At 36.2% G+C, this 24,468-nt stretch carries 27 protein-coding genes; 8 read left to right on the plus strand and 19 right to left on the minus strand.

Features of this window, described 5'->3' with window-relative positions; all coding sequences use genetic code 11:
- Positions 1-73 precede the first annotated feature (73 nt).
- The 4 genes from DFR56_RS16280 to DFR56_RS16295 all read right to left on the minus strand — a co-directional run bounded on the left by DFR56_RS16280 (position 74) and on the right by DFR56_RS16295 (position 3,562).
- On the minus strand, positions 74-1,621 hold the full coding sequence (locus DFR56_RS16280; RefSeq protein ID WP_110396510.1) for a Ppx/GppA phosphatase family protein: 1,548 nt from the start codon (positions 1,619-1,621) through the stop codon (positions 74-76).
- Between the two features lie 476 nt (positions 1,622-2,097).
- Positions 2,098-2,547 (minus strand): aminoacyl-tRNA deacylase, encoded by a 450-nt coding sequence (locus DFR56_RS16285; RefSeq protein WP_110396511.1) that lies wholly within the window; start codon positions 2,545-2,547, stop codon positions 2,098-2,100.
- A 161-nt stretch (positions 2,548-2,708) separates the two neighbouring features.
- Positions 2,709-3,119: a spore coat protein GerQ gene (gene gerQ / locus DFR56_RS16290; protein WP_342353170.1), complete on the minus strand. Its 411-nt coding sequence runs from the start codon at positions 3,117-3,119 to the stop codon at positions 2,709-2,711.
- A gap of 11 nt (positions 3,120-3,130) precedes the next feature.
- Positions 3,131-3,562 (minus strand): cell wall hydrolase, encoded by a 432-nt coding sequence (locus tag DFR56_RS16295; protein WP_110396513.1) that lies wholly within the window; start codon positions 3,560-3,562, stop codon positions 3,131-3,133.
- A gap of 767 nt (positions 3,563-4,329) precedes the next feature.
- On the opposite strand from DFR56_RS16295, the gene DFR56_RS16300 reads away from it, so the two are divergent.
- The 8 genes from DFR56_RS16300 (at position 4,330) to solA (ending at position 13,302) form a co-directional block, all read left to right on the plus strand.
- Positions 4,330-5,799: an ABC transporter permease gene (locus tag DFR56_RS16300; RefSeq protein WP_110396514.1), complete on the plus strand. Its 1,470-nt coding sequence runs from the start codon at positions 4,330-4,332 to the stop codon at positions 5,797-5,799.
- Between the two features lie 15 nt (positions 5,800-5,814).
- Positions 5,815-6,486: an ABC transporter ATP-binding protein gene (locus DFR56_RS16305; protein WP_211320647.1), complete on the plus strand. Its 672-nt coding sequence runs from the start codon at positions 5,815-5,817 to the stop codon at positions 6,484-6,486.
- The gene (locus DFR56_RS16310; protein ID WP_110396516.1) at positions 6,479-7,975 is read left to right on the plus strand and encodes a PASTA domain-containing protein; all 1,497 of its coding nucleotides are present in this window, start codon (positions 6,479-6,481) and stop codon (positions 7,973-7,975) included. The genes DFR56_RS16305 and DFR56_RS16310 overlap by 8 nt, the downstream gene beginning before the upstream one ends.
- 488 nt (positions 7,976-8,463) lie before the next feature.
- The gene (locus tag DFR56_RS16320; protein ID WP_110396518.1) at positions 8,464-9,129 is read left to right on the plus strand and encodes a V-type proton ATPase subunit F family protein; all 666 of its coding nucleotides are present in this window, start codon (positions 8,464-8,466) and stop codon (positions 9,127-9,129) included.
- 443 nt (positions 9,130-9,572) lie between these two features.
- Positions 9,573-10,160: a TetR/AcrR family transcriptional regulator gene (locus tag DFR56_RS16325; RefSeq protein WP_110396519.1), complete on the plus strand. Its 588-nt coding sequence runs from the start codon at positions 9,573-9,575 to the stop codon at positions 10,158-10,160.
- 45 nt (positions 10,161-10,205) lie between these two features.
- Positions 10,206-10,430, plus strand: coding sequence for an LPXTG cell wall anchor domain-containing protein (locus DFR56_RS16330; RefSeq protein WP_110396520.1), 225 nt, complete (start codon positions 10,206-10,208; stop codon positions 10,428-10,430).
- Between the two features lie 12 nt (positions 10,431-10,442).
- Positions 10,443-10,676: a hypothetical protein gene (locus DFR56_RS16335; RefSeq protein ID WP_110396521.1), complete on the plus strand. Its 234-nt coding sequence runs from the start codon at positions 10,443-10,445 to the stop codon at positions 10,674-10,676.
- Between the two features lie 1,495 nt (positions 10,677-12,171).
- The gene (gene solA, locus DFR56_RS16345) at positions 12,172-13,302 is read left to right on the plus strand and encodes an N-methyl-L-tryptophan oxidase (protein ID WP_110396523.1); all 1,131 of its coding nucleotides are present in this window, start codon (positions 12,172-12,174) and stop codon (positions 13,300-13,302) included.
- A 595-nt stretch (positions 13,303-13,897) separates the two neighbouring features.
- On the opposite strand, the gene DFR56_RS16350 is transcribed toward solA, so the two are convergent.
- From DFR56_RS16350 to DFR56_RS16420, 15 genes are all read right to left on the minus strand, one after another.
- Positions 13,898-14,758 carry a phosphotransferase gene (locus DFR56_RS16350; protein WP_110396524.1) on the minus strand — a complete coding sequence of 287 codons (861 nt, stop codon included), beginning with the start codon at positions 14,756-14,758 and terminating at the stop codon, positions 13,898-13,900.
- Between the two features lie 433 nt (positions 14,759-15,191).
- Positions 15,192-15,584 (minus strand): 30S ribosomal protein S9, encoded by a 393-nt coding sequence (gene rpsI / locus DFR56_RS16355; protein WP_110396525.1) that lies wholly within the window; start codon positions 15,582-15,584, stop codon positions 15,192-15,194.
- Positions 15,585-15,602: 18 nt separating this feature from the next.
- Positions 15,603-16,040, minus strand: a complete 438-nt coding sequence (gene rplM, locus DFR56_RS16360; protein WP_110396526.1) for a 50S ribosomal protein L13 — start codon at positions 16,038-16,040, stop codon at positions 15,603-15,605.
- 127 nt (positions 16,041-16,167) lie between these two features.
- The gene (truA, locus tag DFR56_RS16365; RefSeq protein ID WP_110396527.1) at positions 16,168-16,941 is read right to left on the minus strand and encodes a tRNA pseudouridine(38-40) synthase TruA; all 774 of its coding nucleotides are present in this window, start codon (positions 16,939-16,941) and stop codon (positions 16,168-16,170) included.
- 19 nt (positions 16,942-16,960) lie between these two features.
- On the minus strand, positions 16,961-17,758 hold the full coding sequence (locus DFR56_RS16370; protein WP_110396528.1) for an energy-coupling factor transporter transmembrane component T family protein: 798 nt from the start codon (positions 17,756-17,758) through the stop codon (positions 16,961-16,963).
- A gap of 264 nt (positions 17,759-18,022) precedes the next feature.
- Positions 18,023-18,874: an energy-coupling factor ABC transporter ATP-binding protein gene (locus tag DFR56_RS16375; protein ID WP_110396529.1), complete on the minus strand. Its 852-nt coding sequence runs from the start codon at positions 18,872-18,874 to the stop codon at positions 18,023-18,025.
- Entirely contained in the window at positions 18,850-19,686 is an 837-nt protein-coding gene (locus DFR56_RS16380) for an energy-coupling factor ABC transporter ATP-binding protein (protein WP_110396530.1), read from the minus strand. The genes DFR56_RS16375 and DFR56_RS16380 overlap by 25 nt, the downstream gene beginning before the upstream one ends.
- A 984-nt stretch (positions 19,687-20,670) precedes the next feature.
- Positions 20,671-21,042, minus strand: coding sequence for a 50S ribosomal protein L17 (rplQ, locus tag DFR56_RS16385; RefSeq protein WP_110396531.1), 372 nt, complete (start codon positions 21,040-21,042; stop codon positions 20,671-20,673).
- A gap of 45 nt (positions 21,043-21,087) precedes the next feature.
- Positions 21,088-22,032, minus strand: a complete 945-nt coding sequence (locus tag DFR56_RS16390) for a DNA-directed RNA polymerase subunit alpha (RefSeq protein WP_110396532.1) — start codon at positions 22,030-22,032, stop codon at positions 21,088-21,090.
- 244 nt (positions 22,033-22,276) lie between these two features.
- Positions 22,277-22,669: a 30S ribosomal protein S11 gene (gene rpsK, locus DFR56_RS16395; RefSeq protein ID WP_110396533.1), complete on the minus strand. Its 393-nt coding sequence runs from the start codon at positions 22,667-22,669 to the stop codon at positions 22,277-22,279.
- Between the two features lie 24 nt (positions 22,670-22,693).
- Positions 22,694-23,059, minus strand: coding sequence for a 30S ribosomal protein S13 (gene rpsM / locus DFR56_RS16400; RefSeq protein ID WP_110396534.1), 366 nt, complete (start codon positions 23,057-23,059; stop codon positions 22,694-22,696).
- A 23-nt stretch (positions 23,060-23,082) separates the two neighbouring features.
- Positions 23,083-23,196, minus strand: coding sequence for a 50S ribosomal protein L36 (gene rpmJ, locus DFR56_RS16405; protein WP_110396535.1), 114 nt, complete (start codon positions 23,194-23,196; stop codon positions 23,083-23,085).
- Between the two features lie 33 nt (positions 23,197-23,229).
- Positions 23,230-23,448 carry a translation initiation factor IF-1 gene (gene infA / locus DFR56_RS16410; RefSeq protein ID WP_110396536.1) on the minus strand — a complete coding sequence of 73 codons (219 nt, stop codon included), beginning with the start codon at positions 23,446-23,448 and terminating at the stop codon, positions 23,230-23,232.
- Positions 23,441-23,761: a KOW domain-containing RNA-binding protein gene (locus tag DFR56_RS16415; RefSeq protein WP_110396537.1), complete on the minus strand. Its 321-nt coding sequence runs from the start codon at positions 23,759-23,761 to the stop codon at positions 23,441-23,443. The genes infA and DFR56_RS16415 overlap by 8 nt, the downstream gene beginning before the upstream one ends.
- Before the next feature lie 51 nt (positions 23,762-23,812).
- Positions 23,813-24,457, minus strand: a complete 645-nt coding sequence (locus DFR56_RS16420) for an adenylate kinase (RefSeq protein WP_110396538.1) — start codon at positions 24,455-24,457, stop codon at positions 23,813-23,815.
- Positions 24,458-24,468 lie beyond the last annotated feature (11 nt).

Below are 24,468 nucleotides of genomic sequence, written 5' to 3' on the forward strand. Positions count from 1 at the left end.
TCAGCGGGACAAGTAATAATCGCAGTCTTAGGAGTCACGCTTTTAGCCAGTGAGCAGTAAGAAAGTTTTATCTTTACTTATCTACAAATGAAAGCTGTACCGGGCAAGCAAATGCTTTTTCAACATGTTTCTTTTGCTTTTCACTATATCTCACCAGCTCTGGCGCATGGTGATTCACGTATAGTTGAAAATTAAGCCCAGCGAATGAATGTTGTTTAATTCCAATGTGCGTAATCCAACATTTTTCATCAATGAACGCATTACAAAACTTAATTAATGCTCCAAGCCTTCGCACATAACGCACTTCTTTTTTTGAAAGCATTCCTTTGTATGGCTGGAGCATATTCTTAAAGGACTTTATACTTTTAAACGATGCCATCAATACAATGAGTAATTTTTCTTTCTGCGAATAGCCATCAAAAGTGGCACTCATCAATCTAGAGAATGTTGTACGGTGTCGTTTACTTTTTGAAATGGATTGCCCTATATAAAACAAAGCTGCTGCCTGTTCTGCAAGAAAACGTTCCTTCCGCCCAAGGTTGATGATTTCTGCATCCTGAAACGATTGCAAAAACCGTTGAACAAGTTGTATCCGTTCTTTTGATAAACTTTTATCGACATGGTAACGATCTAAAAGACGATTAGTGCCACGTAATTTCACCCGTTCTTTTAAACGAAAGTTCTTATCAAGAGTAGTAGCCACAGCCTCTTTTGAAGGTAACATATCATATAAAACACCCTCACGAATTCCACGTGTATTGACAATAAAACGACTTGTTCCCGCCCATTCTCCAACGGCACAAAAAACTTCCAAGACAATATTCATTAGATCTGCTCGTTCTCGGGATAACACGTCAATATTCATTATTTCACGCTCGTTTAGCTTTCCAAAAGACGTGCGGATGCGAGCAATTGTTGTACACCTAATTTCCGCGGCATGAATCTCGATTTGAACAGAATCTTCATATAATGTGGAAAGCTGCGCTAACTGGCGAGCATTACCACCGAGTCCCGCAATGATACCTCCAACATTTTTTAACCATGGTACACCTTGTAGCTCTTTTTTTAAGTAATTTCGTAGTTGCAAACGTTGCTCAAAAGGAATCACAGCCCCTTTTGCATAAGACTTTTGGAGTGTTACCGCACCAAAAGGAAAACTATGAGCTTGAACGAGTTTTCTTTTTTTAAACAATGTTACCTCAGTGCTCGCTCCACCTAAGTCAATCGTAATACCACGATCATAAGAAAGCGCCTCCGTAGCAGATAAACAGCCATAATACGCTTCTTTTTCTTCCTCTAATACTTCTACTGTGAAGCCAATTTTTTCATCTATTTTTCGGATGATTTCTCCACGATTTTTTGCCATTCGAATCGCCGCTGTTGCTAAACAACGAACCTCACAGTTGTCGTAAGCTTGTATGAGTTTACGACAAGACTTAAGTGTATCGATTAAAATGTTGATTCCCGTTTCTGATAATGCACCATCATCATCAAAATGCTTACCAAGACGAGCAGTCACCTTAAAGTCATCAACTGGATGAAAACTCGACTGGCGTATTTCATAAATAACGAGTCTAATTGTATTTGAACCTATATCGATAATGCCAATCATGCGATCCATTCTGTGACATCTCTTTTCCTATATTTCTAGCGTCATATTGATGTGTTTTAAAACACATCAAACGACCTATTTCGAGCGTACCATTCAATTGTAAAAAGAAGGTTGAGGGATTGTTAATTTAAGGTAAAGTTGAGGATTAATCTAGATAGCTTTATTTTATGAAAATATAATCGAATCCTTTCCGCTTAAGTGTATAAGATGCAAAAACAAGGTATGTAATGAATATTGGTGGAAACAGAGGTTGGTTACCATGTGATAGGGATTTTTCACACTGTTTTGTGGTGAATGAATCGTTTCAAATAATTGCTTTAAATAAAATATGTGTAACAAATGACACCTTTATACATGTCTTTAATTATTTGGATACTACGCATATAAAAAACTGTTCCATACATGTACATAGAACAGTCATCATTAGACGAAACTCCGGTAACTACCGGAACAACGGTTTTATTTAATTTTTCCTATAGGCGTATTCAAAAATCTAATAGTTTGATGTCTTCATTTAACTCTTTTAATGCTCTAGGTTCGATTTTTAATGTATAATCATTATAACCAATACCACCATAAATAAAATCATATTTAAAAAGCTGTTTATCTATTAAGCACGGTAAATCAAGACCTATCATAGGAACGCTTCCTACTTCATAACCTGTCACTTTTTTAACTTCCTTCCTTGACGCTAATTTAACTGAGCTACACTCTAAAACATCCGACATTTCTTCAAAATCTACTTTCTCATGTGCCCCTGAAATAATGAAGGCAAAGAACCCTTTATTCGTTTTTAGGATTAATGTTGGTGCCGTTTGACCTATCTCAATCCCAAAGTAGTCTGCACCATCTTTTGCAGATAATAATGGACGCTCGTGTCTAATTACCTCATAGTTAAATGGTCTATTTTTCAGTATTTCTTGCAATTTTTTCATAATATCCTCCAAAGTAATACTTTGATTATTTCATCAACTAATTTCAATATATCTAACTATGGATAAATTTTCCGAAAAAAAATATTAAGGAACGTTGCGATACTCTAATCATCTATTAATGTCCATTGCATAAAATAGCTTAACACCTTCATTCGTTTTTTCTAACGTGGTGAATAAGTTGCCATTTGTCCTAAAGGATAACTATATACAATTTCTTCATCGAATGTAACATAATTAAGGTATACCATTAAGAGTAGATACCGTTTACCTGTTTGTGGGTCACTAAGTACAATATGGTCCCGACCTGCCGCTTCAATAATTCCGGTAAAAACCTTTTGATCACCATCGAAAGTCATGTACACCGTTGCTAATTTTCCCCTGTTTAACCGTAAAATGTTTTCAATGAATGATTGTTCAATAGGGAGTTGCCCCATTACTCCTGGTTGAGAAATTGGTGTTGTAGGTGTTGGTGTAGGTGTAGCTGGTGTAAATTCTGACGCTTGAACACCTGGAACTTGCCATGGTGGCATACCCTCCATCAAAAAAGGTTGTCGATAAGGTTGATTATACATCATATTTCCTCCTAAAATGTGTTATATACTCCCGGACAATCAGATTCAGTTGGTTGGTAAAAACAATGAGATTTATATCTACCTACATTCCACTGATCAAACCATTGTGCAGGACAATCAGCAGCTGGTTGAAAAAACCATAAGGAATAAGAAGCTGGGTGATATCGTTTCCCGCTAATAACTTCTCTAGCTAACCGGATATCAATGGGACGGGCCCTTTGATAAAAATAACCTTTTTGAGTAGCTTCAAAACCGCCAGGCGATTGAAAAACCATGTCACTAACAGTACGAAGCTGTGTAAAATCCAAGCAATTACTTCGAACACGGTTTACTCCCACGTTTCCGACCATTAACATTCCGAGGTCCCCTTCACCTTCAGCTTCTGCTCTAATCAATCGCGCTAAAAGCTCCACGTCTTCTTCCGTTGCTGGAATAACTCCCATAATCTTCACCTCCCCCTATTCCTTATGCTATTAAATGAACAATTAATTGGTATTTTGTCCTTAGGAAATCGACATGGATTAATATCCTGACAGAACATTGCTTCCATACATACACGTTTTATTTGATTCACCTGTCGTACACGAAAATTGAATCGATAAATCAGATCAAAAGCAAATAGGTGAAGTCTAGAAAAAATATTTGAAGTTTAACACAAAAGATATCTAGGGGTAGCCAAGACAATTCCCGGCGCTAAAAAGCCCCTCCCTGATTGCTCGGATAGAGGCTTGTAAAGGTTGATATAACACTTGATTAGCATTTTTGGGGAATATGAAGCACGTCTTGATCCTCTAAGACTGCATTTCTTACGTTTGATAATTAATAGGTATTCAAATGAAGCCATGTATGTTCACACATCTTAATAACATTAATGTGTTTGTTAGATTTTAATTTCGTACGTTGTCATCCACTATCACTAAAGGATAATCATAAAGGATTACAATATCGCTGGTCGGTAGTGAGCAAGGAGCAATGAACCTCTCGTCCCAAGATATTAGTTGTTGTTTTTTTAGTGTATTACAGATATAATACATTTAATTATTGTCTCAATAATTTAATACAGTACGTTTATGAAAAAATAAAATGAGGTGATAGATTATATCCAATAATTTACTTGGATTACAGATAACGGTCATATATAATGGATGTATATAATTAGACTTTTGGGAAAATTAAAAGTGGAAATGAAATTTTAGTGAGGGGGTTTGTAATGAATTTTTTAAAACGTGGATTTTTAAGTATTACAAGAAAAAAAGGGAAATCATTAATTTTATTAGCCGTTATTTTTATCCTAGGAAATTTAATAGCAGGAGCAATTTCTATTCAACAAGCAACTGGTAATGTGGAAAAGAATATTAAAGAAAGACTGGGAGCTGCGGCAACGGTTGAGCTTGATTATGAAGAATTAGATACGCTAAGTGACGAAGAGTGGGAAAGTATAGAGTTTGAAGACATAGACATTGAGTTAATTAAAAAAATTGGTGAACTTTCCTATGTGAAATATTATGATTATAGTATGGCTACCCATCTAGGATCAGAGAGCATGGAGAGTTATCAGGGTGATAACGAGGATGAAGATTTTGTTTCGATGGGTCCTAGTATGGACTTTATGCTGAAAGGAATTAACTATGCTCCTGTGATTGACTTTGAAGAACAGAAGGGCAAATTAATCGATGGCCGTGTTTTTACACAGGAAGAGATAGATAATGGCACTTCTGTAGCGATTATTTCAAAAAAATTGGCAGAAAAAAATAATCTGCATGTAGGAGATACGTTTACATTAGAAAATGCAGTCTATGATTATGATGATGAAACAGGAGATGAAGAGTTAATTACATCCCGGGATGTTGTATTGGAAATTATCGGATTATTTGAACCTCAATCAATCAAAGAAAACGAGGGTGATAGTTCGGATCATGGTATGATTGATTTTATGAACATTGAGTATCAAAATACCGTGTATGTTTCAAATGAAATTGTCGCTAGTGAAAATAAATTTAATTGGGAAGAATATTCGAAAGTAGATGAAGAGTTTGCCGAAATGATAGAAGAGGAAGAGGGATCTTTCGAATATTACACGCCAATGTTTGTCTTAAACAGCCCTGAAGATACGGACGCATTTGTGGAAGAGGTAACACCATTGTTGCCAGAGTTTTATACAGTAATCAGTGCTGCCGATCAATATGATAGCATTTCAGGGTCGATGGAATCCATGTCCAAACTATCAAAATATGTTTTAATTGTTGCAGTAATTGCAACGGTATTAATCACTGGTTTAGTAGTTTTACTATTTCTGAGGGATCGAAAACGTGAATTGGGTATTTACTTATCCTTAGGAGAACGACGGGGCCGTGTTGTCGGGCAAGTACTAATCGAAGTAATGGTTGTTGCGTTCATTGGTATTACTATATCCTTATTCAGCGGAAACCTCTTAGCTGGACAGATATCTGATACGCTGATGAAAGCAGATGATAAAAATTCGTCTTTTGAAGATGTTATCTATTATAGTGAGATTCAAACAGATTTGACAACGGAAGACGTATTGGATTCTTATGAGGTAAACCTTAATTCGAGTTATATTATAGGGTTCTATGTAATAGGTTTGTTAACTATTTTAATTTCAACGGTTATTCCATTAATTTATATTGTAAGGCTAAATCCGAAGAAAATACTGATGTAATAGAGAGGTGAGATTATGATATTAGAAGCGAAAGATTTAAGTTATTATTATCAAGATGGCGAGCAACGTCGTTATATTTTAAAAGATACATCTATCTCTTTTGAAAAAGGAAAATTTTATACCATTTTGGGGCAATCGGGTTCAGGTAAAACGACCTTGTTATCATTACTCAGTGCCTTAGATTCGCCTCATGGTGGTGCAGTAATGTTTAAAGAAGAAGACATTAAAAAGATTGGCTACGAAAGATATCGACGCAATAACGTCGGGATTATCTTTCAAAGTTATAATCTAATTCCAACCTTTACAGCTTTAGAAAATGTACTAGTTCCTATGTCGATTACCGAAAATGAAATTCCAGAAGATACAAAGAATGTAGCCTATAATTTACTAGATTACATCGGGATTGTAAAAAGTAAAGCAGATCGCCCCGTTAATAAACTTTCCGGTGGAGAGCAGCAGCGTGTAGCTATTGCCCGCGCACTGGCGACCAATGTGGAATTAATTCTTGCCGATGAGCCAACAGGAAATCTTGATGAAGAGATGGAACAGGAAATCATTGATATCTTTAAAAGATTGGCACATGAGCACGAGAAATGCGTCATTGTGGTAACACACTCTAATGAAATTGCTTTGCAGTCTGATCAGGCTTTCCATTTAAGGAAGGGTGTACTGTCTTCCTATGAGTGACTTTTTATCAAAATTTAACAAAGACAAGTACCAAGACATGGTGAATGAACAAGAAGACAAACAGGTAAAAGATGAGAAAATAGAGAATCAAGAGAATACAGAACCGCAGCAAAAGCAGGAAGAACAAGCTTCTGCTGCGGAAGAGAAAGAAGCAGTATCTAAGCGTGATACTCCGCTTAAGTCAAATCCTAATCCTGTCGCTTCTAGAAGTAGTCGCCGACAGGATGCGGAAGAAGAGGTTGAAATTGATTTAGATTATCAAAAGAAAAAGAGACGTCAGATGTGGCTGATTATTGCAGGATCTGTTTTAGCCTGTATGCTGATTTTCCTCATTTATCATAAGCTTGTCCATGTGAAGGTGGAAGATTTTGTGGACAAGCCTGTTGCAGATGCTCGCGCTTGGGCGAAAGAAAATGATGTGGAAATTGAGCTAGAACAAGAACATAGTATGGAACATGATGCAAATCAGATTATTTCGCAGAGTGTAGCTGCTGGAAAGAAAATACGTAAAGGGAAGACACTCGAATTAGTTAGTAGTTTAGGACCAGATCCAGAAGAGGTTATCCCACTTGCTGATTTTTCGAAAATGGATCGAGTAGAAGCAGAAGAGTGGATTGACGAGAATAAGGCGGAAAACCTGCAACTGGTCGCGGAGTATAGTGATGATATTAAAGATGGAAAATTTATTAAGTTTACCATCAAAGACAGTGGAATTGATGAATCAGAATACCAACGTAAAGACAGTGCTGCCGTCTATTATTCAAAAGGGAAAGAAGTCTTCGAAAAGAATATCACCATCCCTGATTTTACGGGAACTCCCAAAGAAGAAGTAGAAAAATGGGCAAAAACCAATGAAATTAAAATGAAGTACAAAGAGAAGGACTCTGACAGTGTCGAAGCAGGCCATATTATTAGTCAAAGCAAAAAAGCAGATGAAATGATTGCGAAAAGGGACAAGATGAAAGTTGTTGTATCTCTAGGTGAAGCCACAGTAGTTCCGAACTTTTGGGGACTGACAGCCGAGGAAGCTACTAGCAATTATCCAGATTTAGATGTGATAGTAAAGCATGTATTTAACGCAGATGCTCCTTATGGAACACTTATTTCCCAATCTGTTAAAGCTGATACAAAGTTAACGGAGAATGATAATAAAAGTGTGACAGTTACTTATTCGCAAGGTAGGCCTTATTTACATGATTTTCGTGGGCAACTAGAAGGTGATTTGCCGAGATTATTTTATGAAGAATACCAATCAAAAGGTGCGAATATTAAATACTATGTTAAGTTTGTCGATGCACCTGAGGTAAAGGGAACCGTGGTCGGTATGAGTAAATTTAATGAGTTTGTACCAATGACTTACACTGTAGAGATTAGAATTAGTAATAATGCTTCAGCACCTCCTAATCCACCAGATTTTTTCGATGATGAACCAGGTGGAGACGGAGGACCTGTAGAAATAGAAGAACCAGAGCAACCTATAGAAAAATAAGCATTATTCCAAGCGTGTATTCTGCACCTACAAATTCAACTTGATATTTTTTCTGAACAAAGATCTTATCCATTCTGCGATTGCTAGATTTTTCATTAGGTATAGAAGTAATTTTAGTAGTTACAGACCTAATAAAAAAAGCTTTTACTAATACTGGCATCCTTGTTAAGAGCACATTAAAAAAGAGTAAAGCAACCAGAAGGTGATTTCTATATTGTGTAGGGGTCATCTTCTTTAAATTCCATTGACAACGATTTTTGATGTAGGTCATATAATGCTTAATATTTACTTTTCAATTCGTTTAATGTGTTTTACAACTTACTTAAAGATTCTAAAAATAATACAAGTTTCAAAGTGAAATAATTATTTAATTTTCAGAATATTAATGTTATACATTTTTACAATAAAGGAAAGGAGACTCTAGTTAAGAAGGGATAAAACGGAGGATCTTTATAACCATTACAAAAGGAGGCATTAAAATAAACAAGATGCTATTAAGATTTGTTATTGCTTTAATTTTGTTCGGTTTAGTTATAACACCTACTAGCATGGTACTAGCTGAAACAGAAGTTACACTGGATAAAGAACAAGAACCAATTAAGTTGTACTATGAAGATTTTCTTAACGAGGAAGAATTAAACGAAAAGGTAACCGATGTATTAAAAGATGATTCAGTTTCCGGGGTTTTGGTTGTTCACAAAGAAGAGTATCCAGATTTTTCACTTTCTAAATTCCCTGTTGGAACATGGAAACCTTATAAAAATGGACAAATTAGGTATAACGGTCCGAGAAGTGACACCTATAGTAGCACTGTAAATGTTGTTGCTGGTGATCCAGGAATAACAATGGATCTAAAGTATTCTAGTACTCATTCTTCAACTTATTCCGGAAGCTTTGGATTAGATGCTGCTGTAGGCATAAGTGCTGCTGTTGGTTTTCCTGTTACCGGTTCTAATTCAGTATCACTCTCAGGTACTTATAAAGTCCCTTCAGAACATAATGGTAAAACAGTTAAGAGAGCTACTCTTAGGGTAAAAGTTGTGTATGCTAATCATTCTTACACAGTTAGAAACAATAGTTATCCTAAAGGTAAAACAGGTACTGCAAAAAAACCTTATGGAGTCTACTATCAGAAAACTTTTACTTACAAGTAATTTAGGGATCAGCCTGTTTCAGAAACCCGCGCTTGGGCGAAGGTAGTCAAGTCACATTTAAAAATGAGTTAAGCACAGAAGATGATTTCTATATTGAATAGGGATCATCTTCTTTTAATTCCACTGATAAATAAGCGAAGGTAGCAATCCTGTAGAGATTTCCTCCACAATTATAAAACATAACTATTTTTGAATGAACACCTTAACAGTTTGATATCGATTGATACTTGAAACTAATGGATTCCTTCTATGGCAAGGAAAGAAATATTTACGCAAGGACTTTGGCTTTCTAGATGAAACGAAGCTAAGAAACTAAAAAAGCCCCTATACAGCTACGGCCATCTATTTGCGCATGAACAGTTGACAAATCAACTATTTAAAGACATAATTTAATTAATGAATAAAAACATGAAAATATTCACAATAAATTGGAGGCTGTTAGAATGGCTAAAGGGCCAAAGGGTTTTACAGAGGCAGAAAAAGATAATTTGCGAACGAAACTCTGTATAGCATGTGAGCGAAGCTGGGCATTGCACGGGTACAAAAAAACAAGTATAGGTGAATTGACCGCCAAAATTGGAATATCAACAGGGGCGTTTTATATGTTGTATTCGTCTAAGGAAGATTTGTTTTGCGATAGTTTAGAACGGGTACAAAGTCGATTAAAAAACCGATTACGAGATATTATTTGTCAAGACGGTGGCAAAGAGGGATTTACCAAAGCAATGAAATGGCATTTTGAAGAATATGATCGCTATCCATTTCTATACGATTGTGGTACACCTGATTTTTTATCTTTTCTAAATAAATTGCCAAAAGAACGAGTAGAAAAACTAAAATTTGATAGTGCAGCATTTTTTGATGAAACAATGGAACTTGCTAATCTTACGCTAAAAGTTCAAAAGGAAAAAGCGCATGCTTTAATTGGCACCTTACTGTATACGGTGACCATAAAAGACAAGTTAGACTACGATCATTTTGAAGTATTCGACTTTCTCCTAGACAGTGTTGTAGATAAGCTGTTTGAGTAAGTAAAACCGATCAGGGAATATTTTTGAATAAAGGAGGTGGAAAATATGAATTTGCCAATCCCAGATTTTGTTCCGGTTTTCAGTCCAGATACAATACTGACCATATCGATCGTATTATTAATTATTGGTGTATGTCTTGTCGGTGTGGGACTTCTGATGTTGTTTTTGTACAAACGAAAAAACAAAAAAGTAATTGTTCCATGGATTTGCACGGGTGCAGGTCTATTACTCGCGATAAATCACGGAATACAACTACTATTCCGTTTGTAGGAGGGATGAACAGTGATTAAAAAACTCAATCAGACATGCCAAAAGTTTAATGACGCTCTTGGCATTTCCATTAAATTGCCGGAACCAAAAAAGGGCACGTTAAAAGCCGCTTCCACTTATAGCTTTGTTGTTGGAACAGGGTTAGTAGCCGCTAGCATCATATTTGAACAAAAGTGGTGTGCTGCTGCAGGCGGATTAAGTATTGTGAACAGCATTGTATTAAGACGAGAAGCGAAAGAAAAATAAGCAAGTGTGTAAAACGATGTTACCAGCCAGAAAAAAACTTTTATTAAATCCTTCTTTCCTCTTAAAATACAAAAGTTTCATTCCCCACTTTTGTGGTGTTTATGCGTATTTTTAAGATTTGATCCTCACTTTAATAGTATAAAACCGACTGAAATTAGGATCTGATGTTTGAGGTTAAAATTTTTGAACTTTTTCAGTGGCCTCCTATTGGTCTTTAAGACAACCAAAACTTAAAAAATGATTAAATACGCATTTCAATTGACAATGTTGGACTTTAATATCCCTGATTAGTTTTTCTATATTTTTTGTCTAGATCAAATAACTCTTAGAGTTTTTGGTCTTTTTTGTATTTTCTTCTTTTTTTATCTGCAAAACGTCCTCTGTCGTGCTAGTTATACAAAAAGATAAGAATCTCATCAGACAGAAAGGAGGAGATAAAGATGATGAATTTTTCTACGTTACTCGCTTACGAAAGAATGCGGTTGTACGTAAACTTGAAACATTCACATTACAGAGAGAAAAAGTGGTATAGTTACAAACCAATCGTCTTTTAGTTAGCCTTCCCATTACTTTACGGAGCTATATCACTAATAAGAGGAATGTATGATGGATTCTATCCTTATTTCTTTCTAAATCCGAATGGTCATATTCCTGATGGAGTTCGTAGCTATGCTAATGTAGGTTTGGTATAGTAGGTTTCGCTTTTGTGTATTGCATGCTTGGTTTTCTGCTAAGATTAATAAACAGAGTTATTTTTAGATGTAAAAACACAAAGTACCTGCAAAATAATAAAAGGTTATGTGATATGAACTAAAAAAATAGTATCACCTTATTTTTAACTTGCTAATATGAGTTCACTGTTTTTCTACAATTCGGCGACTTAGTTGAAAAAGAAAAACAAAAGGATAATCTCCAATTTTATGGAAGTTAAACTTTTGTTACTAATTTCATCATTCATTTTTTGTGTTCGTCTTAAACATATCCCCTAAATAGTCATCATATTATTTTAAAAAAAGAATTTCATTTCATCACTAAGTTTATTAATTTGAATCATGTTATATATAGTTGAGAAGAAATATGATAATTTTAAAATGATAAAATTTATATCAAATGGACATTCCTAAGAAATAATGTATGTTACAATTTAGATAAAATATGATGTGCGGAGGGATCTCATTATGCCTACAGAGTTTATAACAATTACAACTATATTATCTATCATTATATGGATTGCCGTGTCTCGGGAAGCCGTTAAATCTACGGAAAAGATAAACTGGAGAAAAATGATAACGTTACTATCTGCAGGAACCCTGTCAACGTTAGTGACAACCATTGCACTTTTTCAAAGCCTCTCCTTCTTCCATTAACGGACGTGATTGTGAAAAAACAGCTTGTAACATTAAAAAGGTACAGATTTAATTCTGTGCCTATTCTTTATATATAATGAAGAGTAAGTTATTAAATAGAAAGTTACTTACGTATTGGAGGGCTTATTATGCATTATGATCATATTATAGTAGGTGCAGGTTCAATGGGGATGGCTGCAGGTTATTATTTGGCACGGGAAGGGAAAAAAACTCTCTTATTAGATGCTTTTCAACCTCCACACGATAAAGGCAGTCATCATGGAGATACAAGACTCATTCGCTTCGCCTATGGAGAAGGTGCACGCTATGTTCCTTTTGTATTACGGGCTAAGGAGTTATGGGAAGAGCTAGAAACATTAACAGATAAGAAAGTTTTCCATCGTGTCGGTATTTTAAACTTTACCCCTAAAGATGATCCATATATGGACAATATTATACAAAGCTCTAAACAATATAATTTACCGGTTGAATTGTTAACACCAAAGGAAGCAAATAAACGTTGGAAAGGGATTCACCTTACAAAAGATATGACATCTTGTTTTGAACCAACTTCTGGAGTATTAATGACTCAAAATATTATTGAAGCATATTATGAGTTAGCAATGAAGGCAGGAGCCGAAGTCATAGGAAATAATCGAGTTGTTAAAATCGAACCTGTTAAACATATTGTAAAAATAACAACGGAAAATGGTGATACTTTCACAGCAGACTCAATTATTTTGTCAGTAGGAGCATGGTCTAAACAAATTATGAACGATTTGCAAGCCGATTTACCTATTACTCCAATTCGCAAAACATTTGCATGGTATGAAGTAGTTGAATCGATTTATGATGATTCCAATTTTCCTGGTTTTACATATACAGATGGAGAGAAAACTTATTATGGCTTCCCGAGTATCGATAGAGCTGGCTTAAAAATCGGACGCCATGATTTAGGGGATGAAGTAAATCCCGATGAAGAAAAAGCCCCATTTGGTAGTGTGGAAGGGGATCAGGAAGATTTAGACCTGTTTTTAAAAACCTTTATGCCAAAAGTTGGAAAACTGAAATACGGAAAAACATGTATGTACACGATGACACCTGATAAAGACTTTATCATCGATCTACTTCCTAACCATCCGAACATCGCAATTGCTGCAGGCTTTTCAGGTCACGGATTCAAGTTTGCTAGCGCAGTAGGTGAAGCATTAAAAGATTTATTATTAATGGGAAAGCCCAAAATTGATTTATCTCCTTTTTCTATCAAACGCTTTACGTAAAATAAAATTATTTTTAAGGAATGTAGACAATTTCCTTTGATCTTAATTGAAATGGGATTCACTAGTACATGTCATAATTTCACCCTTGCCACTACTGAAAGATCTTGTGAATTCCATTTTCGTCAGTTTTTAAAGTTATTTTTGAAGCTGCCAGAAAGTCATTGTTAGCTGATTTTCTAATGCTAGTTTCTCATGAAAAAACCCCTTCCCTATTTTCTTGGAAAGAGGCTGTAAACATTGATATAAAGCTAATATTATTGTTTTGAGAACTGTGGAGCACGTCTTGTACCTTTAAGACCGTATTTCTTAATTATCGAGTCAGGTTGTTTACCTTATTGTATAGTGTTCCCAAAGTTGGTTTTATAATGTTTGTGAACATCTTTTATATAGAAATTTGGACAAACTTGTCTATGTTTTATATGGAATTTACATTCAATAATCACTAGAAGACATATCAATTCTCTAGCTAATGTTTACTTATAATAAGAACCAATTATACATCACTCAAAAACAATAAACTAGATAGCTTAAAATGATTACAAGTAAAGACAAGTTGTGCACATGATACACATTAGACCATTGTATTTAGGACCTATTAATGCGACATTAACCATCTTGTTGCCTTCTTTAATGTTTTTAACCATATTTTTATATATTTTTCTTTAATTGTAGAATCTTTTACATCTAACCAATTTTTAATTTCCCTTGCAGATATTATTATTGCATCTCTGTACAATTCCATCGGATCCCAATAACGAAATAATTTTTCGATTTTTCTAACACCATCTAATGGACAACTTGAAAATAGTATAAATAACGCTGCATCATAAGTACTAGGGCGCAAAGAAGCCCATTCCCAATCAATTATATAATAGGATCTTTTCGTTTTTATAATATTTGTTGGGATAAGGTCACCATGGCTGAATACCAGATAAGGATTTTGATGCAACTTACCGATTAAACATTCCAGGGCTCCTCTAGTTTCCATATCAAGCCTTTTGTATATCTTTTCAAAATAGTTTGCTGCTTTCATATCTCTATTTAACACATCAATATTTTTTGGATAGTTCTTTATTTCTGCAATATTTTTAATCACATTGAATAATTCATTAAATGCAATATCTAACTGGAGAGTAAAATCATTTCTATGTGAACCTAATGTTATTCCTTCAATTTTTTCGAAAATTAGGATAATACACTCTTCATTATGAAAAAAGTCCAACAGTTTAGGAGTAGTTACCATGGAGCATTTTAACGTTTTATCAATATTCATCTCATTAAATAATGAATTAAAAAACTCTCTTCCAGTTGATATACCTACTTTTATAAAGTGTTTTTCAGTTATAAGAGTAGCACGCTGTTTTAGTGTTAATTGACTATTTAAATTTACTAATTCTTTTTCATCAAGGTAAATATTTATGTTTGAATGGTCTCTGAGTATTTTAGGGAAGTTCAAATTTTTACACACCCTTTCAATCTTGCCAAGATACTGTTGGCAAAGACCAGATAATTTTATTGATATAGCTTTAATTCCACTAATCCTCTTAGATATTTTCACCTAATCACTGATGTTTCGGATGAAGGGCTTGATACCTGACATTACTTTCTGATAATACATATTTTTACAAATACTCCGCAAACGAATTCCGTCCTCTTCCGTAAGCTCATAACCATTATATACTTTAGCAATTTTCAAGTCAGTTAATGCAGCGTGCAAATATTGAATATCCAAGTACACGTAACAAGTGCTTCACGTAGTAAAGTCGCGTCATTATTTAGTAGCTTTATAGGCAGATTAAAAGCAAAGGGAGAAAAATAGGGCAATACATATAAAAAGCCCTCTCCCACAAAAAGTGAGAAAGGGCTGTAATCCAATCGTATCAATACGATTAACGTTTTGAGAACTGTGGTGCACGACGTGCGCCTTTAAGACCGTATTTCTTACGTTCTTTCATTCTTGAATCACGTGTTAAGTATCCTTCACGTTTTAACGTTATGCGGTAGTCTGGGTCTGCTTGCAGTAGTGCGCGAGCAACGCCATGGCGGATTGCTCCAGCTTGACCAGTGTAACCACCACCGTGGACATTAACTAATACGTCATATGTTCCTTCTGTTTCAGTTGAAACAAGCGGTTGTTTTAAAATTAATCGTTGTGTTTCATATGGAAAATATTCTTCTGCATCACGGTTGTTTATAATCACACGACCAGATCCCGGTACTAAACGTACACGTGCTGTTGACGTTTTACGGCGACCTGTTCCATAGTATTGTACTTGTGCCAATCGTTTAACCTCCCTTTATTATCCTTTAAGCTCGTAAACTTCTGGTTTTTGTGCATGGTTTTTATGCTCTGGTCCACGGTAAACATGTAATTTTTTAAACATTTTACGTCCTAGTGGTCCTTTTGGAAGCATCCCTCTAATTGCAATTTCAATCATTTTTTCAGGATGGTTCGTTCTCATCTCATCTGCATTACGCTCTTTTAACCCACCTGTGTAACCAGAATGGCGGTAATACATTTTGTCGTTTATTTTGTTTCCAGTAAGTTCAATTTTATCTGCATTAATAATAATTACATGATCTCCTGTATCAACATGCGGTGTGTAAGTCGGCTTATGCTTTCCACGAAGGATTGCAGCAAGTTCGCTTGAAAGACGACCAAGTCTTTGACCTTCAGCGTCGACCACATACCATTTGCGTTCCACAGTACTATCATTTGCCATGAAAGTAGTGCGCATTTTTTTCCCTCCAACATTCTTTCCTTTTTTCACATTTCATCTATATTCACACAATTAGTTTCCGGGGCTAATTATGGATTAGAAATAATTTGCCATACACCATAATATATCAAGTATCCTATGTTTGTCAAGCATTACCTCTTTGTTTTCCCGCTTCATTCTCATATTTTACCTTCCATAAAAACAACCCTTCTGGAGGTAATGTTTTTCCAGCAAAAGTACGGTCCTTTTTACGAAACATTTCTTCAATTTCAGGAAGGTCAATTTTGCCACTACCTACATCCAATAAAACACCGACAATAATTCGCACCATATTATATAAAAAGCCGTTCCCTCGCAAAATAAACACAATCTCATCCTCATGTTTTTTACAACTGACTTCATACAATGTGCGTACTTTACCGCCTTTTACTGCTGTACGGGCGGAACAAAAAGAGGTGAAATCGTGTGTCCCTTCAAATAATGAACAAGCCACTTGTATCTTTTTAATATCCACGTCAAACGGATAATAATAAGCATAATTTCGCTTAAACACATTCCGCTCTTTACAATTGAACACGAAATAGCGGTATTCTTTTTCGATTGCATCAAATTGCGCGTGAAAGTTTGCAGGTGCAGGCTCAATCCCTTTTACATGAATATCCTTTGGAAGTACAGCGTTCAATGCCTTTTTCCAACTTTCAGGAGGAATATTCATCTCTGTTTCAAAATGAAAAACTTGGGCTTTCGCATGAACTCCTGCATCTGTCCGTCCAGAAAAGTAAATTTGCACCTGTTTACCCTTATGCATTTTTGTCATTGCTTTTTCCATTTCCGCTTGGACGGTTCGTTTATTCGGCTGTATTTGTGATCCGGAAAAATGAGTTCCATCATAACTTACGGTACATTTTAATTTTTGCATAGGTCCTATACCTCTCATTCTAACTGCGCACATAGATTAAGAGTGCAACGACACAGATAAAAAGGATAAAGATGAAGAGGTCTTTTTTTCGATACGTTAACTCTCTTAATTTCGTTCTGCCTTCCCCGCCTTGGTATCCTCGTGCTTCCATTGCCATGGCTAATTCTTCCGCACGTTTAAAGGCGCTAACAAATAGCGGCACAAGTAGCGGAATAATTGCTTTCATTCTTTCCTTTAGTGGGCCTGTACGAAAATCGACACCTCGGGAAGCTTGTGCTTTTGAAATTTTATCCGTTTCTTGCATCAGTGTTGGGATAAATCGAAGCGATATCGACATCATTAAAGCAAGTTCGTGAACTGGGAACTTTACTTTCTTTAATGGATGAAGCAAGCTTTCAATTGCATCCGTAATTTCAATAGGTGTCGTTGTTAATGTAAGCAAAGATGTCATTAAAATAAGTAAACAAAAGCGTAATGAAATAACTAATCCTTGAATAACCCCACCCAAATGAAATTTGATCGATAATATTTCAAAAAGAACTGGGCCCTCTTTCGTTAAAAATAAGTGCAGTAAAAACGTAAAGATAATTAAAAACCAGACAGGTGTTAACCCTTTAATAATAAACCGTAATGGGATAAAAGTAGAAATAATCGTAATGATTACAAACGTTGTTAATAGACCGTAACTTAACACATTATTCGCAAAAAATACGACGATGACATAAAAAAATATGATAACTATTTTTGTTCTTGGATCTAACTTGTGAATGAGTGAGGTTCCAGGAACATATTGTCCGATAATCATAGAATTACTCATGTAAAGTAAAGCTCCTTATAGTGCGTGTTCAAAAAGGTCGATAAAAAGGACCAAGAAGTTCAAGGCGGCTTAGCTATGAGGTACGGAGCGTATGCTTTTACATACGTAAGTACCGCAAAAGTAAGCTTAGAAAACTTTGCATTCGCTACGCCTTTACTGCGAATGCCCTAGTTGCACTTATGCAGTAAGAAAGGATTTATCCTTTCTTAGCTGCCAACGCAGAAATTCGATGCGTCATTTTTGTTGGACTTTTTGAACATCCTCTTATAATGTACGACTGATTTGTGCGGCTATCTCTTTTGTTGATTGTCTCGTTAATGGAAGCTGTGTGCCAAATTTCTCATTATACTTTTTTAGAAACTGGATGGATTCAGGTACTTGTAAGTGTACCTTTTGAATGTCGGATTCTCTTAAAAAAACTTCTTCTGGTTTTCCTTCCATATACTTTTCACCTTGATTTAAAATGATAATATAGTCGGCATATTTTAGTGCATCTTCCATACTATGTGTGACAAGTATTGTTGTAATCTCTTCTTCCTGATGCATTTGGTAAAACATATCCATCATTTCTTTTTGTCCCTTTGGATCAAGTCCTGCTGTTGGCTCATCCAATACATAAATACTTGGATTCGTTGCGAGCACTCCTGCAATGGCAACCCGACGCATTTGTCCTCCGCTTAATTCAAATGGGGATCTAGATAGAAAATCATTTGAAAGACCAACTTTCGGCATAATCTCTTCGATTCTCTTTTTAATCGTGCTTGTCGGAACGCCGAAGTTTTCTGGACCAAATGCGATATCTTTTTCAACGGTTTCTTCAAAAAGTTGGTGCTCTGGATATTGAAATACAACGCCGACTTTACTTCTTAACTCTTTCATTTCCCTAAGCTTTTTTTCACTTGATAGCGTGTAATTTCCAATCTTTACCTCACCTTTTGTCGGGGTAAGTAATCCATTTAAATGTTGAATAAGCGTTGATTTACCGGAGCCAGTATGTCCAATAATCGCAATAAATGAACCAGAAGGAATGTGAAACGAGACATTTTTTAGTGCATTGTGCTCAAATGGTGTATTTGGTTGATATGTATAGCTTACATTTTTGAATGTAATATCCATAATTCCTCCAACATTTCCTCCGTTGTTAATGGTTCATTTAAAACATTAACTCCTAGATCTTTTAATTCTTGAGATAATTCAATTAAAAATGGCATATCGAGACCGATTTTTTGTAGTTCGCTGCCGTTTTTTAAAATTTCCCGAGGTGTACCAGTTGCCCATATTTCTCCTTTATTTAAGACAATAACTCGTTCCACCTTCATCACTTCATGTAAATCATGTGTGATTGTGATGAGTGATAAATCTTTTTCTTTTTGTAAATGCCCGATCGTTTCCATTATTTCTGTTCGTCCTTTTGGATCAAGCATCACTGTTGCTTCATCTAAGATAAGGACTTTTGGTGAAATGGCAATAACACCAGCAATCGCTACACGTTGTTTTTGCCCTCCTGATAAGCGATGTGGTTCTGTAAGACGATACTCTTTCATTTTTACCGCTTCTAAAGCATCTTCAATACGGATTTCCATCTCTTTTCGTTCGATGCCACGGTTTTCCATTCCAAAAGCAACATCGTCCTGAACGGTTGCCCCGACAAACTGATTATCGGGATTTTGAAAAACCATCCCTACATCTTTACGAATCTCCCATACGGATTCTTCGGTTAATAATTTTCCATTTATATAAACTTCCCCTTCTTGAGGAAATAATAGACCATTCATTAATTTAGCAATGGTTGATTTACCTGAACCGTTATGACCGATTATCGCAACCGATTCATTTCCTTTAATCGAAAACGTACAGTTCTTTAGAATCCATGGACCGTCTTCACCATAGTGGAAAGAGACATTATTAAATTCGACAATTGGATTCATTAGCTATATGCCTCCAAGCGCATTTTTCTATTCTTTATTATACATGAAATCATCCTTGTTTACTCATTATTTGAATGGTAAACCTATTCTGTGTTTGTGCGGATTTATTCTAGTTCGCGCTGTATTAAATCCAAGTGCGCTGAATTAACCTTCGTTTGCGCTGTATTATGTCCACGGGCGCTGAATTATCCTTGGTTCGCGCTGTATTATGTCCACGGGCGCTGAATTATCCCTGGTTCACGCTGTATTATGTCCACGGGCGCTGAATTATCCTTGGTTTGCGCTGTATTATGTCCACGGGCGCTGAATTATCCTTGGTTTGCGCTGTATTATGTCCACGGGCGCTGAATTATCCTTGGTTTGCGCTGTATTATGTCCACGGGCGCTGAATTATCCTTGGTTCGCGCTGTATTAAATCCAAGTGCGCTGAATTAACCTTCGTTTGCGCTGTATTATGTCCACGGGCACTGAATTAACCTTCGTTTGCGCTGTATTATGTCCAAGTGCGCTGAATTAACCTTCGTTTGCGCTGTATTAAATCCACGGGCGCTGAATTAACCTTGGTTCGCGCTGTATTATGTCCACGGGCGCTGAATTATCCCTGGTTCACGCTGTATTAAATCCAAGCCGCTGAATTACCCTTGGTTCGCGCTGTATTAAATCCACATGCAATGAACTACTCTAGTTGTCTGGAGCGAAAGTGACTGACTCCAGCGGGAAAAGCGCGAGTCTGAAGACCCCGCAGGAAGTGGTTTTCTTCCGAGGAGGCTGAGGCCGTGCCCGCTAAAAAGCACTGTCACATTTTGCGGAAGACAACGGTAAGATGAAACACAAATTAGTTGTTCAACAGACCCTACACGGCTAGACTTGATGATTTTACTTCCACACTACAAGAATTTTACACTAACAAAAAAGGGCTTGGATCGATCTCCGGTTAAAGAGATGTCGCCTGCCCTTTCCACTCATTCTATGGATGAATTACAATTATTCGTTCGTTTCTTCTTCAACTAACTCAATAATAGCCATGTTCGCACCGTCTCCACGGCGAGGACCTAGTTTTAGTATACGTGTATACCCACCTTGTCTAGCCTCATAGCGATCGGCAATTTCACCAAAAAGTTTTTGAAGAACGCGTTCGCCGTCTTCTGTCTTTTTGTTATATAAAAATGATGCCGCTTGTCTGCGAGCATGTAAATCGCCGCGTTTACCTAATGTAATCATTTTATCGACAGTAGATCTTAGTTCTTTCGCTTTTGCTTCTGTCGTTTCCACACGCTCGTGAATAATTACATCTGCTGTTAAATTTCGTAATAATGCCATACGAGTGTCTGTTGTGCGACCTAACTTTCTTGCCATGAGTATCCCTCCTTTTCACTACATGACGATTCTTTCTATCATAAATTAATCGTCACTACGTAAACTTAAGTCTAGTTCCGCCAATTTATTTTTCACTTCATCAAGCGATTTTCGACCTAAGTTACGTACTTTCATCATATCTTCTTCCGTTTTCGCTGCTAACTCTTGTACTGTATTTATCCCCGCACGCTTTAAACAGTTATAAGACCTAACTGATAAATCTAGCTCTTCAATCGTCATTTCGAGAACTTTTTCTTTTTGGTCTTCTTCTTTTTCAACCATGATTTCAGCTTTTTGTGCATCATCTGTTAATCCTACGAAAATATTCAGATGTTCTGTAAATACTTTTGCACCTAAAGACACTGCCTCTTCAGGTCGGATACTTCCGTTCGTCCAAACATCAAAAGTTAATTTATCGTAATTGGTAATCTGACCGACACGTGTATTTTCTACTTGATAAGACACACGGGAAACTGGTGTAAAGATCGAATCAACTGGAATGACTCCAATTGGTTGGTTGTCTTGTTTGTTTTCTTCAGCAGTACGATAACCACGTCCACGTTCCGCTGTAATCTTCATATACAATTTACCACTACTATTTAATGTTGCGATAGGAAGTTCTGGATTTAAAACTTCTACATCACTATCATATGTTAAATCAGCAGCTGTAACAACGCCTTCGCCTTGTGCATCAATTTCGAGTGTTTTAACATCATCGGAATAGATTTTGAGAGCTAGTTTCTTTAAGTTCAAAATAATTGTTGTTACATCTTCTACTACTCCATCAATTGTTGAAAATTCATGAAGTGCTCCGTCAATTTGTACGGATGTAACAGCGGCACCTGGAAGTGAGGATAAAAGGATACGGCGTAATGAATTACCTAATGTGGTACCATATCCTCTTTCAAGCGGCTCCACTACAAATTTACCAAATGTAGCGTCATCACTTACTTCAACCGTTTCAATATTGGGTTTTTCAATCTCGATCATTCCATCAAGCCCTCCTTTAAAACTAACGTCCAATCTAAACTTTTTCTAGTAAATTTAGATTTTATTAATATTACCATTATCTGTTTCTTACTGTTTATAAAGGTGATTACCTACTATAAACGTTTAAATTGCAATCATAATACTGCTAATCTTCTTATCAAAAGCATAATGAATGTTCATCTTAAACATTTACTACTGGCTTTATAACCATTATAGACAGAGTGACAAATTCTAAACGGTAAAATTACACACGACGGCGTTTTGGTGGGCGACATCCGTTATGTGGTACTGGAGTTACGTCACGAATAGCCGTAATTTCAAGACCTGCTGCTTGCAATGAACGGATTGCTGCTTCACGACCTGCACCAGGACCTTTAACCGAAACTTCTAAGTTTTTCATGTTCGTTTCAAGCGCAGACTTAGCTGCTGTTTCAGCTGCCATTTGTGCTGCGAATGGTGTCGATTTACGTGAACCTTTAAATCCAAGCGCTCCTGCTGAACTCCAGCCAATGACATTACCTTGTAAATCAGTAATCGTAACGATTGTGTTGTTAAATGTCGAATGGATATGCGCAATTCCTGTTTCTATCGTCTTTTTCACACGACGTTTACGTGGTGTATTCGTTTTTCGAGCCATATTAACTATTACCTCCTTTTTAAGTTAGTCTTTCTTTCCTGCAACTGCACGACGTGGTCCTTTTCGAGTACGTGAGTTGTTTTTCGTTTTTTGACCCCGAACTGGAAGTCCTCTACGGTGTCTAACTCCTCGATATGAACCGATTTCTGTTAAACGTTTAATGTTTAAAGAAACTTCACGACGTAAGTCTCCTTCAATTGTGTAGTTATTTACAGCCTGACGGATTTTTCCTAACTCTTCTTCTGTTAGGTCACGAACTCGTGTATCTTCAGAAACGCCTGCTTCTGCTAATACATTTTTTGCACTTGTGTTACCAATTCCATAAATAGATGTTAATGCGATAACGATCCGTTTATCTCTTGGAATATCAATACCTGCAATACGTGCCATACGTTAATTCACCTCCAAAAAGATTATCCTTGTTTTTGCTTATGCTTAGGGTTTTCACAAATGACCATTACTTTCCCTTTACGTCTAATAATTTTACACTTTTCACAAATTGGTTTTACTGATGCTCTTACTTTCATCAATTTACCTCCTCTAATATCGGAGCTTACTTACTATTTGTAACGGTAAGTTATACGACCTTTAGTTAAATCGTATGGTGATAACTCAACTGTCACTTTATCTCCTGGTAAGATGCGGATGAAATGCATACGGATTTTGCCCGATACGTGAGCCAAGATCGTATGACCATTTTCAAGCTCTACATGGAACATTGCATTAGGCAATGTTTCTGTGACAACACCTTCTACTTCAATTACATCGTCTTTAGACATCGTGTTCGTCTCCTCTCTCTAAATCAGTCACAACTTCACTTGCATATTTTGCTATAGCAAATCGTAACTTCCCGTTGGAGACACGATTAGTCTCCAAAAGACTGTTTCTTACTTCACTAGAAATGAATGGTGTTCCTGCAATATGATTGACATTCTTTCTTTTTGGCCGATCATATTTTCGTTTTTCGCCATCTGCTAGTGAAACAAATCGATCGTCTAGTATGTTGATTACTACCGCGTATTGATTTTGTTCTCTACCTTTTGTAATCCGAACAATCTGCCCCAATTGTGGAACAGTATTATCTTCAGTCAACAACGATCACCTTCACTTACATTATAATAAAATAATCGTGTACCATGAAAGTTATTTATTCATTTCTGCCTGAATGTCTTCAAACACTTTGTTAATATCTTGGTCACCATTTACTGTTACTAAAATTCCTTGTTTTTCATAGTAATCAAGTAACGGCTTCGTTTGCTCCATATTAACTGCTAATCGTTTTTGTACTGTTTCTATTGTATCATCTTCTCGTTGAATGAGTTCGGCGCCATCTTTATCACAAATTCCTTCTTGTTCCGGCGGATTATATACAACATGGTATGTTGCACCACATACTGGACAAACTCTTCTTCCGGTTAAACGTTCTAACAACTTTTCTTCCGGTACATCAACATGAATAACATAATCGAGCTTTTTGTTTAATTTTGTCGTAATATCGCGAAGTGCCTCTGCTTGAGGAATTGTCCTTGGAAAGCCATCGAGTAAAAAACCTTTTTCGCAATCCGTTTTACTTAGTCGTTCTTCAACAATTCCGTTTGTTACCTCATCAGGAACGAGTGCACCTTCATCCAAATATTGTTTTGCTTTTTTACCTAGCGGCGTACCTTCTTTGATCGCGAGTCGGAACATGTCACCAGTTGAAATATGTGGAATATGATACTTTTCATTAATCTTTTCCGCTTGTGTTCCTTTTCCTGCTCCAGGAAGTCCCATTAAGATTAAATGCAATGTTTTCTCCT

Source organism: Pseudogracilibacillus auburnensis, from assembly GCF_003201975.1.
Lineage (GTDB): Bacteria > Bacillota > Bacilli > Bacillales > Amphibacillaceae > Pseudogracilibacillus > Pseudogracilibacillus auburnensis.

What these genes read in the sequence shown, in the direction of transcription:
- DFR56_RS16280 (WP_110396510.1), bottom strand. Translation starts at nt 1,621, where the DNA reads ATGGATCGCATGATTGGCATTATCGATATAGGTTCAAATACAATTAGA.
- DFR56_RS16285 (WP_110396511.1), bottom strand. Translation starts at nt 2,547, where the DNA reads ATGAAAAAATTGCAAGAAATACTGAAAAATAGACCATTTAACTATGAG.
- gerQ (WP_342353170.1), bottom strand. Translation starts at nt 3,119, where the DNA reads ATGTATAATCAACCTTATCGACAACCTTTTTTGATGGAGGGTATGCCA.
- DFR56_RS16295 (WP_110396513.1), bottom strand. Translation starts at nt 3,562, where the DNA reads ATGGGAGTTATTCCAGCAACGGAAGAAGACGTGGAGCTTTTAGCGCGA.
- DFR56_RS16300 (WP_110396514.1), top strand. Translation starts at nt 4,330, where the DNA reads ATGAATTTTTTAAAACGTGGATTTTTAAGTATTACAAGAAAAAAAGGG.
- DFR56_RS16305 (WP_211320647.1), top strand. Translation starts at nt 5,815, where the DNA reads ATGATATTAGAAGCGAAAGATTTAAGTTATTATTATCAAGATGGCGAG.
- DFR56_RS16310 (WP_110396516.1), top strand. Translation starts at nt 6,479, where the DNA reads ATGAGTGACTTTTTATCAAAATTTAACAAAGACAAGTACCAAGACATG.
- DFR56_RS16320 (WP_110396518.1), top strand. Translation starts at nt 8,464, where the DNA reads ATGCTATTAAGATTTGTTATTGCTTTAATTTTGTTCGGTTTAGTTATA.
- DFR56_RS16325 (WP_110396519.1), top strand. Translation starts at nt 9,573, where the DNA reads ATGGCTAAAGGGCCAAAGGGTTTTACAGAGGCAGAAAAAGATAATTTG.
- DFR56_RS16330 (WP_110396520.1), top strand. Translation starts at nt 10,206, where the DNA reads ATGAATTTGCCAATCCCAGATTTTGTTCCGGTTTTCAGTCCAGATACA.
- solA (WP_110396523.1), top strand. Translation starts at nt 12,172, where the DNA reads ATGCATTATGATCATATTATAGTAGGTGCAGGTTCAATGGGGATGGCT.
- rplM (WP_110396526.1), bottom strand. Translation starts at nt 16,040, where the DNA reads ATGCGCACTACTTTCATGGCAAATGATAGTACTGTGGAACGCAAATGG.
- truA (WP_110396527.1), bottom strand. Translation starts at nt 16,941, where the DNA reads ATGCAAAAATTAAAATGTACCGTAAGTTATGATGGAACTCATTTTTCC.
- DFR56_RS16370 (WP_110396528.1), bottom strand. Translation starts at nt 17,758, where the DNA reads ATGAGTAATTCTATGATTATCGGACAATATGTTCCTGGAACCTCACTC.
- DFR56_RS16375 (WP_110396529.1), bottom strand. Translation starts at nt 18,874, where the DNA reads ATGGATATTACATTCAAAAATGTAAGCTATACATATCAACCAAATACA.
- DFR56_RS16380 (WP_110396530.1), bottom strand. Translation starts at nt 19,686, where the DNA reads ATGAATCCAATTGTCGAATTTAATAATGTCTCTTTCCACTATGGTGAA.
- rplQ (WP_110396531.1), bottom strand. Translation starts at nt 21,042, where the DNA reads ATGGCAAGAAAGTTAGGTCGCACAACAGACACTCGTATGGCATTATTA.
- DFR56_RS16390 (WP_110396532.1), bottom strand. Translation starts at nt 22,032, where the DNA reads ATGATCGAGATTGAAAAACCCAATATTGAAACGGTTGAAGTAAGTGAT.
- rpsK (WP_110396533.1), bottom strand. Translation starts at nt 22,669, where the DNA reads ATGGCTCGAAAAACGAATACACCACGTAAACGTCGTGTGAAAAAGACG.
- rpsM (WP_110396534.1), bottom strand. Translation starts at nt 23,059, where the DNA reads ATGGCACGTATTGCAGGTATTGATATTCCAAGAGATAAACGGATCGTT.
- rpmJ (WP_110396535.1), bottom strand. Translation starts at nt 23,196, where the DNA reads ATGAAAGTAAGAGCATCAGTAAAACCAATTTGTGAAAAGTGTAAAATT.
- infA (WP_110396536.1), bottom strand. Translation starts at nt 23,448, where the DNA reads ATGTCTAAAGACGATGTAATTGAAGTAGAAGGTGTTGTCACAGAAACA.